This is a genomic window from Cupriavidus sp. 05N39 (assembly GCF_056397325.1).
The window spans coordinates 1-7347 of record NZ_JBFTNE010000200.1 but is presented as its reverse complement, the minus strand read 5'-3'; the positions used below and the strand labels follow the sequence as shown (position 1 = coordinate 7347).

The 7347-nt window shown below is 54.0% G+C and carries 7 protein-coding genes and 1 pseudogene; 4 read left to right on the top strand and 4 right to left on the bottom strand.

Translation table 11 applies throughout. The annotated features are described in order from the left end of the window. Positions 1 to 212 (top strand): annotated as a pseudogene (locus AC1DN0_RS40230) (porin); the annotation flags it as partial. Between the two features lie 327 nt (positions 213 to 539). On the opposite strand, the gene AC1DN0_RS40225 reads toward AC1DN0_RS40230, so the two are convergent. Further along, on the bottom strand, positions 540 to 806 hold the full coding sequence (locus tag AC1DN0_RS40225) for a hypothetical protein (RefSeq protein WP_441634478.1): 267 nt from the start codon (positions 804 to 806) through the stop codon (positions 540 to 542). A gap of 275 nt (positions 807 to 1081) precedes the next feature. Here AC1DN0_RS40225 and AC1DN0_RS40220 point away from each other — a divergent pair, with 275 nt between their 5' ends. From AC1DN0_RS40220 to AC1DN0_RS40210, 3 genes are all read left to right on the top strand, one after another. Then, the gene (locus AC1DN0_RS40220) at positions 1082 to 1531 is read left to right on the top strand and encodes a DnaB-like helicase C-terminal domain-containing protein (protein WP_441634474.1); all 450 of its coding nucleotides are present in this window, start codon (positions 1082 to 1084) and stop codon (positions 1529 to 1531) included. Between the two features lie 17 nt (positions 1532 to 1548). Continuing rightward, on the top strand, positions 1549 to 1782 hold the full coding sequence (locus AC1DN0_RS40215) for a hypothetical protein (protein WP_441634472.1): 234 nt from the start codon (positions 1549 to 1551) through the stop codon (positions 1780 to 1782). Positions 1783 to 1887: 105 nt separating this feature from the next. Continuing rightward, positions 1888 to 2106 carry a hypothetical protein gene (locus tag AC1DN0_RS40210; RefSeq protein WP_441634470.1) on the top strand — a complete coding sequence of 73 codons (219 nt, stop codon included), beginning with the start codon at positions 1888 to 1890 and terminating at the stop codon, positions 2104 to 2106. A gap of 321 nt (positions 2107 to 2427) precedes the next feature. Here AC1DN0_RS40210 and AC1DN0_RS40205 read toward each other — a convergent pair whose 3' ends face one another. The 3 genes from AC1DN0_RS40205 to AC1DN0_RS40195 all read right to left on the bottom strand — a co-directional run. Further along, positions 2428 to 3510, bottom strand: coding sequence for a TniQ family protein (locus AC1DN0_RS40205; protein ID WP_477146560.1), 1083 nt, complete (start codon positions 3508 to 3510; stop codon positions 2428 to 2430). 9 nt (positions 3511 to 3519) lie between these two features. After that, positions 3520 to 4569 carry an ATP-binding protein gene (locus tag AC1DN0_RS40200; RefSeq protein WP_441634468.1) on the bottom strand — a complete coding sequence of 350 codons (1050 nt, stop codon included), beginning with the start codon at positions 4567 to 4569 and terminating at the stop codon, positions 3520 to 3522. A 237-nt stretch (positions 4570 to 4806) separates the two neighbouring features. Then, positions 4807 to 7347, bottom strand: a 2541-nt coding sequence (locus AC1DN0_RS40195) for an integrase catalytic domain-containing protein (RefSeq protein ID WP_477146559.1), incomplete at its 5' end; no start/stop codon positions are given.

The window sequence follows — 7347 nt, the reverse complement described above, 5'->3', positions numbered from 1 at the left end:
ACCCATGGCAAGTTGCCTTTATCGCGGACTACACGCTTTCCAAGCGGACTGATGTCTACCTGACCACGGCATATTCAAAGAATGCGGGTCTGGGACTGGATTCCCCGATGATTGGCTTTGCTAACAGCCTTTCCCTTGGCAATAGCTACACGCTAGCCAGCGGTCAAAGCAATATGCTCGGTGTCGCCGCGGGTATTCGCCACAAGTTCTAAAGACAGTCCAACGGTATGTGACAAGGGCTTACTTGCGCAGTGGTGCGGGCAGTCCTGCGGAATGCTCGCGTGCATGCGCTTCTCTCACATGCTCTTTGTGCTGCCTCCGCGGCACTATTTTTGGTGCGCCCGGCGGGGCGCACTTGCTTGAGGGGCACTGTCACGTTACCAAAGCGGTTACGCAAGATGGTGGGAGAATGCGGGAAGAAAATGGAGGCTTCTGTGACTGGAAAAATGCGAAAAGGCTAAGTAACTTTCGTAGGCGCGGCGCCGATGGAGTTCGTAGAGACGGATCTGGAAGGCGAAGCCGCTACCTCCATTGACTCGTCAACCGAAGAGATGCGTGCGGTCGCAGCTGCCGTTAACAAAATATTCGCATCTTAGAGATATTGCTCCAAGTTTCACTTCCTGGCCAAGCAGCTGGAGAATGCGAGCGGTGGTCTTCTTGTCCGGGTGGGCCTGCACGCGGAAGTTGACGAATACGGTGCCGCCTTCCTGGAAGTCGAAAGAGAGCTTGTTGACCTTGGCCTCGTTGAGCACGTTGTCGTCGCCGTGCTTCTCGTTGCGGGTGTTGATGTGGTTGATCCGAACCATTTCGGTGTCGAGCGGTGGTGGCGGTTTGGGATTTGGGCAGCGCGCGCGGACATGACCTCGTCCGGGTAGGCCTCGACGCCCTCGATGCGCATGGCGTCCTTCTGGGCCTTGGCCAGCTGGTTGAGCGCGGATTGGTTGACCTCCAGCAGGTGCTGGTGCTCGGGGTGCGCGGCCACGAAGCGGATCAGCGCCATCTTGTCGGTGCAGCGCGCTTTCCAGTTCTTGCGGGTGGACAGGCCTGACACCTTCGGCGCGGCCGATGGGATGGGCAACCGATGGGCAACCGCCCGGCCGACGTGGTGACGGTCTTCGAGGCGCAGCAAGGGCAGGGCCACGCCGATCGCGCCGGTGGCCTGGGCTACCTGACCGAGCTGGCTCACCGCACGCCCAGCGCCGCGAATATCGCCCGCTACGCCGAGATCGTCCGCGACCGCGCACTGCTGCGCGAGCTGCTGGCCGAGTTCTGCGATTCGGTCGACGCGCGCGCCCGCGGCTCCGGCGAGATGGCGATTCCCACCGGGCTCAATTCCCTGGATACGGCGCTCAACGGCGGGCTGCGCCAAGGCAATCTGGTCATCGTGGCCGGCCGCCCGTCGATGGGCAAGACCGCGCTGACGACCGACATCGGGCTGAACATGAGCGCAACGTCATCTGGGCGCGGTATGCCTACCAGCTCGAGCGCGCCGCTGGTGTGCGCGGCTTGGCCGGGTACTACCAGAGCCTGATTGGCGTGGGAAACGACATGGCCTTGCTGGCGCTGGTCTGGCGCAGGTACGCCGGGCGGGAGAGGGCGGATCAGGATTTCTCGTTCCGGCAGATCGCGGCCGAGTGCGGCGGGAGCAAGAGCACGTACGAGCGGGCGAATAAGGTACTGGTCGCCCACCTGGCCGCGTTGGAGAAGCGGGCGGACGAGACGCTGACCACCAGTTTCCGTGCCCACGGCGTGATCGAGGGCGATTCCTTACAAGCAGCTTGAGTTTCTGGGACAGTAGGCCTAATATCTGCCCACACTCGCAGCAGTTGTCCCCAGAGCCCGCCTTGAGCGGGCTTTCGCGTCTCCGGCCTACGGAAAGGAGTCGAGATGACGAAAGGAAGGGCGTACCGCCGCGCGCAAGTCGCACGGCTGAAGGTGTATCGGCGCAACTACCTCTGCGGGCTGCGCAACGAACGAGAGATCGGCCGCGCCGTGTGGACGCCGACGCTGTGCAGCTGCTGGATGTGTGGCAACCCGCGCCGGCATATGGGTGAGCGGACCGTCCAAGAGCGCCGGTTTATGCAGGCGCGTGTGGAAGAAGAATGACGCAAGCCCGCATGGTTCGCCCAGCGGGCTTTTTGGCATTCTGGGGATGGTGACCAAGAGGCGCGGGGCTGTAGCGGCAGTTCTGGAGGCGCGCTGAAAGTCGAAAGGCAAACGGACAGGCGATATCGCTAGCCGAGAGAGGTCCGGTTCGGGTTCGAATCCCGCCTTGGTCACCATCCTCAGCATAACCATAGGCCCACCCGGTGTGTCAGCTTAAGTGATTCGCTGGACGATTCGGCCCTTTTACTTTACTGCGTGAAATCCAGCGAATTACTTTACTTTGTCCCTCATAAATTATTATTTCCTTCTCGTGAGTGCACTTCAGTGATGGATATATCGCTCCCGCATCTTTAGGGCTGGTATCAGGTCGGGAACGGCCATTTCAAGTGTTTTGGGGTCGTGATGGAGCTTTCGTGCCAAGTCTCGCAAGCTTCGGACGCCGCCCGCTGCAATCGATTTCTGCACCTCGTTTCGGATGCGTTTAGGATTGACGGCGTCATATTTCCCTGTGCGATGTAAGCTCGGGGCATTGCAAGACCGATACTCAACTTTGCCAAGAGCCATCTGTGCAAGTGACAGTTGATTGCACAGGCAGAATCGAACAAGCCCGGGAAGCGAAGTCCGGGTACCCGCTTGCCGGAACATTCGATGAACTCCACTAACGTGGACATTGCAGGCCTCTGCGCTGCGGCGAAGCCAATGTTCTCCTAGAACCGAAGGCATCGATTCGTTGCAAAGCTGCAAGGCGTCAGCTGGCAGCTGTATCCCCGAAGTCCCAATCGCGATTAGCTCTCCAACGAGTTCGGCTACGGCTACCTCTTCGTCGGTAGCCTCTATCGAACGGGAATTGTCGCAAAGACAAAAAATACGCCCGCATATCCAACAGTTTTCGGGAAGTACCCTGCGCAGAGCCTGATAGGGGGACTTTTCCGGCGACCCGCATCTGCGCGTACGATGCCTTGTGCGATGAATTGGACAAGCAGTTACGACATCAATATGCCACAAAATTGGTATCCAAGGTTCTTCGCTATGAAGAGAAAAATCTTGCAAACATTCTCGGCAATATCGAGCGCATTTCGTGTGTAGGCGGTGTGCTGATAAAAAAACAGATGTAAAATTTAGGGTTCCAAATTGTAAATCGTTTCTGCCTGTCGCCTTATTCAGAGCAGTTGACCATGCGTCCGATGTGCATCCGATACTAACCATCGCGGATACTGCCCGCCCTGACCACGAGGTGTTTAGCATCGTTTCATTTCGGCCGCCCATTAGGGGCACCAGCACGCTCCTATTAAGAGTTCGTACGGGAACGCGGTGGGCATTTGCCAACCGAAAATCGTAGCTCACTAACGATTCCGCTTGGCTTGTCCCGAATCCTATCGGCGCAAGATTGTAAAGGGGGTGCATCTGAGAATCTCAATTGGCTAGCTTCTCTCCGATTTCCTCTATTCCATTATTTGTCGAGAAATGATTCTTGATGGCATACTTGCGCCTGAGTTCCCTCTCCCCATTTAATATCTGTTCACGCATCTCTTCCTCAAGACTTTCTGCCTTCAACGCTTTCCCGAACATATTAGGCGTCCAGATTTCGCCTTTGCTGCGAAGCTGATAGCCTAAGAAGTTCGTAAGAACAACAGATAATTGTCCGACCCCCCCCATGGACGCAGTTGCCAATTCAACGGCCGCCGCCGGAAAATCTGGGATGCGCTCGCAAGGCCAATTCGACGCGAACTTCTCTATGACGGCAGAAAATTCTCTCATTTCTGATTTTTTCTTAGGGTCATAGCGGAAAAATGGCACCACTTCGGTGCGCCGAATCTGGATTGCATATTGCGCCGCGAGTTTTTGCAATTCATAACTGCCGATAAAAATGAGCTTTACGTCTATTTGCTCGGCAAAAGACTTTACGGTGTCCATGACCGCGAGATTGTCGAAGCGGAGAAAATAGTAAGCCTCATCGAAGATGATTACTTTTACTCCTCTTCGCTTAACCATCTCAGCTATGGCTTCCCGAAGAGGGCCAAGGGTGAGTCGCTTATTATTCGAAAATCTCAGAATGTCATCACGATATACCGCCTCTCGCACACTTTCAGCCGGGACAGCAGTGCCTTGTTTCAAAATCGCACTGTACAAATTCTTCCAGGCAAAAGCATGTTCATTATTGGTTTCAACCGGAACATACATAAAGGGAATTTTTGTGCCATTATCATTTTTCCACAAATCGGTGAAAGCATCCGCTAACGCATTTTTGGCGAGGCTTGTCTTTCCTGCGCCGGTCATCCCGATTAAAAATATGAATCTGGTATCTTCTCCGCGTTGAACATACTCCAGTAGGTCTTGAAGAGCGATTGTGAGATTTTGGTGTGAAATGGTTAGATTATCGAACCATTTCTCGCGCTTTGACGCGCCCGCAGAGAGTATCCCAGCAAGCTCTGAGTGTACAAATTCTGGGTTCCGCGTAAACATGGTTTCTCCTTTTGCGTAGTTTCGTACCGTTACTGACTAAACGAGCCATTTCACTGTCCGACCAATTTTCTTCGCCTCAGGGATGCTTGCTAAAATTAATTCCGGCGTGTTCCGTAGACGTGGTGGGCTGGAATATGGCCGTTAGGATTAATCGAAGGCTAATACCGTCTCGCCGGCAATGAAAGTAATCTGAGACAGCATATTTTGTCGAGATGCGTCGTCTGGCATGGTGGCTCCTTATACATAACCGCGAAATGCGCGGAGTGTGGATTCATCGAACAGGGGAGGGGGTACACTAAGGTCCCGTTCCTCGCCCGCCATTTCGGGGGCCTCAACATCCGAAGCGAATGTCTCCTCTTTAGGTTCCGTTTCAGCGTCCGCTTTCGGCCCCCATCGCAATTCGCCGAAAGGCGAATTGATGTTGTCTGCAGTGGTCTGCTCTAGGAACTTTGCGGCCTTAGAGTTCGCGATGGACATTCCGAGCTTCTTAGCCAAGTAGCCCATCTCGGCTTGTTTGATTGTCATGCGCTCATCAAACGGGCCGGGTATAAATAGCTTCGCCTTGTCAGCGAGAACTTTCCTGGAACCGATAGCTTTCTTGGAAAGCTGATTTTTTGCTCGGGCGGACTCTCTGTACGCTTGTTGGACTTGGCGATTGGTCCTGCCGCGATATGGCTCAAGGTTGCGAATGATGGCGCATTGCCACCCGTCCAGGCACACATATATTACGTTCGCGTCCCATGGTTCTACACGAACTTCCAGATGCCTTCCCTTTTCGAGCTCCCTAAATTTCTCGTGCCAGTAGAATTGCCCGTAAATGAATATTCCCCGTCGGTTGTCCACCGACTGGAACCACTTTTTCGCATGCGGACACGTAAGTAACATTAGGTTTTCATCAAAGCGTACGAGAGTATGTTCGCGCCGGCCGCTCTGCTCGTATAGCCGCTCCTCCTTCTCCTTCGGGCTCATCCCGAGGGCGGGATGGACACGGTCGGCATACTTTAGAAAGTACTCATCTAACATTGCGTACAGCGCCGGCAGCGTCCAGACGCGACGGTCGAATGGGTAGACTGCCCGGGACACCATTCTAGGGTCGAGCATATTGGTGGTATTGCCCCGAAGCTGTTGAATCACCTCCTCTTGGGTGGCGCCTAGCGCGCGTTCAACGACCGCCCCACCACGAGGTTGACTAGGCGGCCGATAGCGGAGCTCGATACCGTAGAGATAGCAAAACCATATAAGCTCGCTAGAATGGAATTCTTTGCCGTTGTCTACGACGATAACTGTTGGAAGGCGTTTGTGCCGGCGCACGTAGTCCCGCAGCACCATAAGAACGGAAGCGGCGCTTGGTGGGTTATACGAAAGCCAAAATGCCACCCGGTTGCGAGTCGCGCCGTCCACGGCAAGCGTTATGTTTGGCTTGCCTAGGTCCACTCCTTCAAGGTCCGTTGTGGCAAGCGGTATGGTGGTGTGGTCGATGTAGCAGACTTCGTGGGGCCTTGTACCATGGACCGGGAAGGGTTGGGTGAAAAACAAATCAAGAGGGTTTTTTTGATACGCCGCTTTCTCCCCCTCCCGGAGGAGAATATCTTCTACATGCTTACAATTTTTACAGAAGGTTTGATACGACCTGGTCGAAAGAATGTCGGCTGTTGTTTTTATGTAATGTTCTATTAGTCCCATGTAAATTGCATAAGCCCCTCGTTTTGTCATGCGCTCCGGGGAGTTGTAGCATTTCATCGCTTCGATAAAGAATTTATTTTCTACTTCATTCGTAAGATGAGAGCTGTGGTTTCCTCGGTTTGGGATATGGTCCATCAAGGCTATTAACCGGTCGAGCTGGTTTGTCATGCCCCGAACTTTGAGGGCAAAGCTTTGAAGCGAGCTTCTGGAAAATGCCTTTCGGTCCCAACTCTCGAGAGCTTTAAGCCGATTTTCGGCTCGCGCCCATTGAGCTGAGCTAAAATCATGTAGCATCTTTTTTGCGTCAGGCGGGAGTCCTGGAGCATCTGTGGAAATCTGATTAAGGTCGTTTAGGGCTGAAACGGACTTCAAATCCAGCGCCGAAATGTATCCGTCTTTATCTCGCACATGCAGTTGACGTTCTCCGCACATCAAAACTGTGAGTTCAACGTTGTCGTATCGAATGACAGTTCCGGGCCGAAGGCGCATTACACCTGGCAAGGGCAGGACCGGTTGAAGCTCCTTCTGACGAGCTGCTCGTACGGCAGCTGACGTAGCGGCGTCACGGCAAATGATTAAATCAGACGGGACGTCGAGCCGCTCTACGTGGAGGTTTACATCAACATACCCCCCCGCAATGGCAGAAATCACCTGGTCCGCCGTAAATCGGTGTTCGTCTAGGAGCTCCGTGTAGGAGACATATTTCCGCTCCTGCAGGAGGTCGGTAATTTGCAGCAGCGTTTCGCCGGGAATCTCCGGAGCATCTTCTCTCAGATAGTCCTTGAGAAACCGTGCATTATTCAGGAGTTGAATATTCATGGACGAATTTTGTATTATTTTGTATGGCACCCCCATTCGCGCAAATACCCGCTCGGCGGGAAGAAAGTGAAACGTCCCGAAATCGTCCCTGAAATATGAGTCGGGGTGGCTTAGTGTTTGGGCATACAGCCGGCCATCGTCCCTCACCTCGTCGACGTAAACAGACATTTTTGTTACGACAAGAAAGTCCGGATGATAAGGTCCGGTCCCATGGCGCTTGCCATTTTTATCGAGGTAGTCAACCTGGATTTCTTTAGGCTGCGCGAAGTAAGCGAT

What these genes read in the sequence shown, in the direction of transcription:
- AC1DN0_RS40205 (WP_477146560.1), bottom strand. Translation starts at nt 3,510, where the DNA reads ATGCACCCCCTTTACAATCTTGCGCCGATAGGATTCGGGACAAGCCAA.
- AC1DN0_RS40220 (WP_441634474.1), top strand. Translation starts at nt 1,082, where the DNA reads ATGGGCAACCGCCCGGCCGACGTGGTGACGGTCTTCGAGGCGCAGCAA.
- AC1DN0_RS40200 (WP_441634468.1), bottom strand. Translation starts at nt 4,569, where the DNA reads ATGTTTACGCGGAACCCAGAATTTGTACACTCAGAGCTTGCTGGGATA.
- AC1DN0_RS40210 (WP_441634470.1), top strand. Translation starts at nt 1,888, where the DNA reads ATGACGAAAGGAAGGGCGTACCGCCGCGCGCAAGTCGCACGGCTGAAG.
- AC1DN0_RS40225 (WP_441634478.1), bottom strand. Translation starts at nt 806, where the DNA reads ATGGTTCGGATCAACCACATCAACACCCGCAACGAGAAGCACGGCGAC.
- AC1DN0_RS40215 (WP_441634472.1), top strand. Translation starts at nt 1,549, where the DNA reads ATGGCCTTGCTGGCGCTGGTCTGGCGCAGGTACGCCGGGCGGGAGAGG.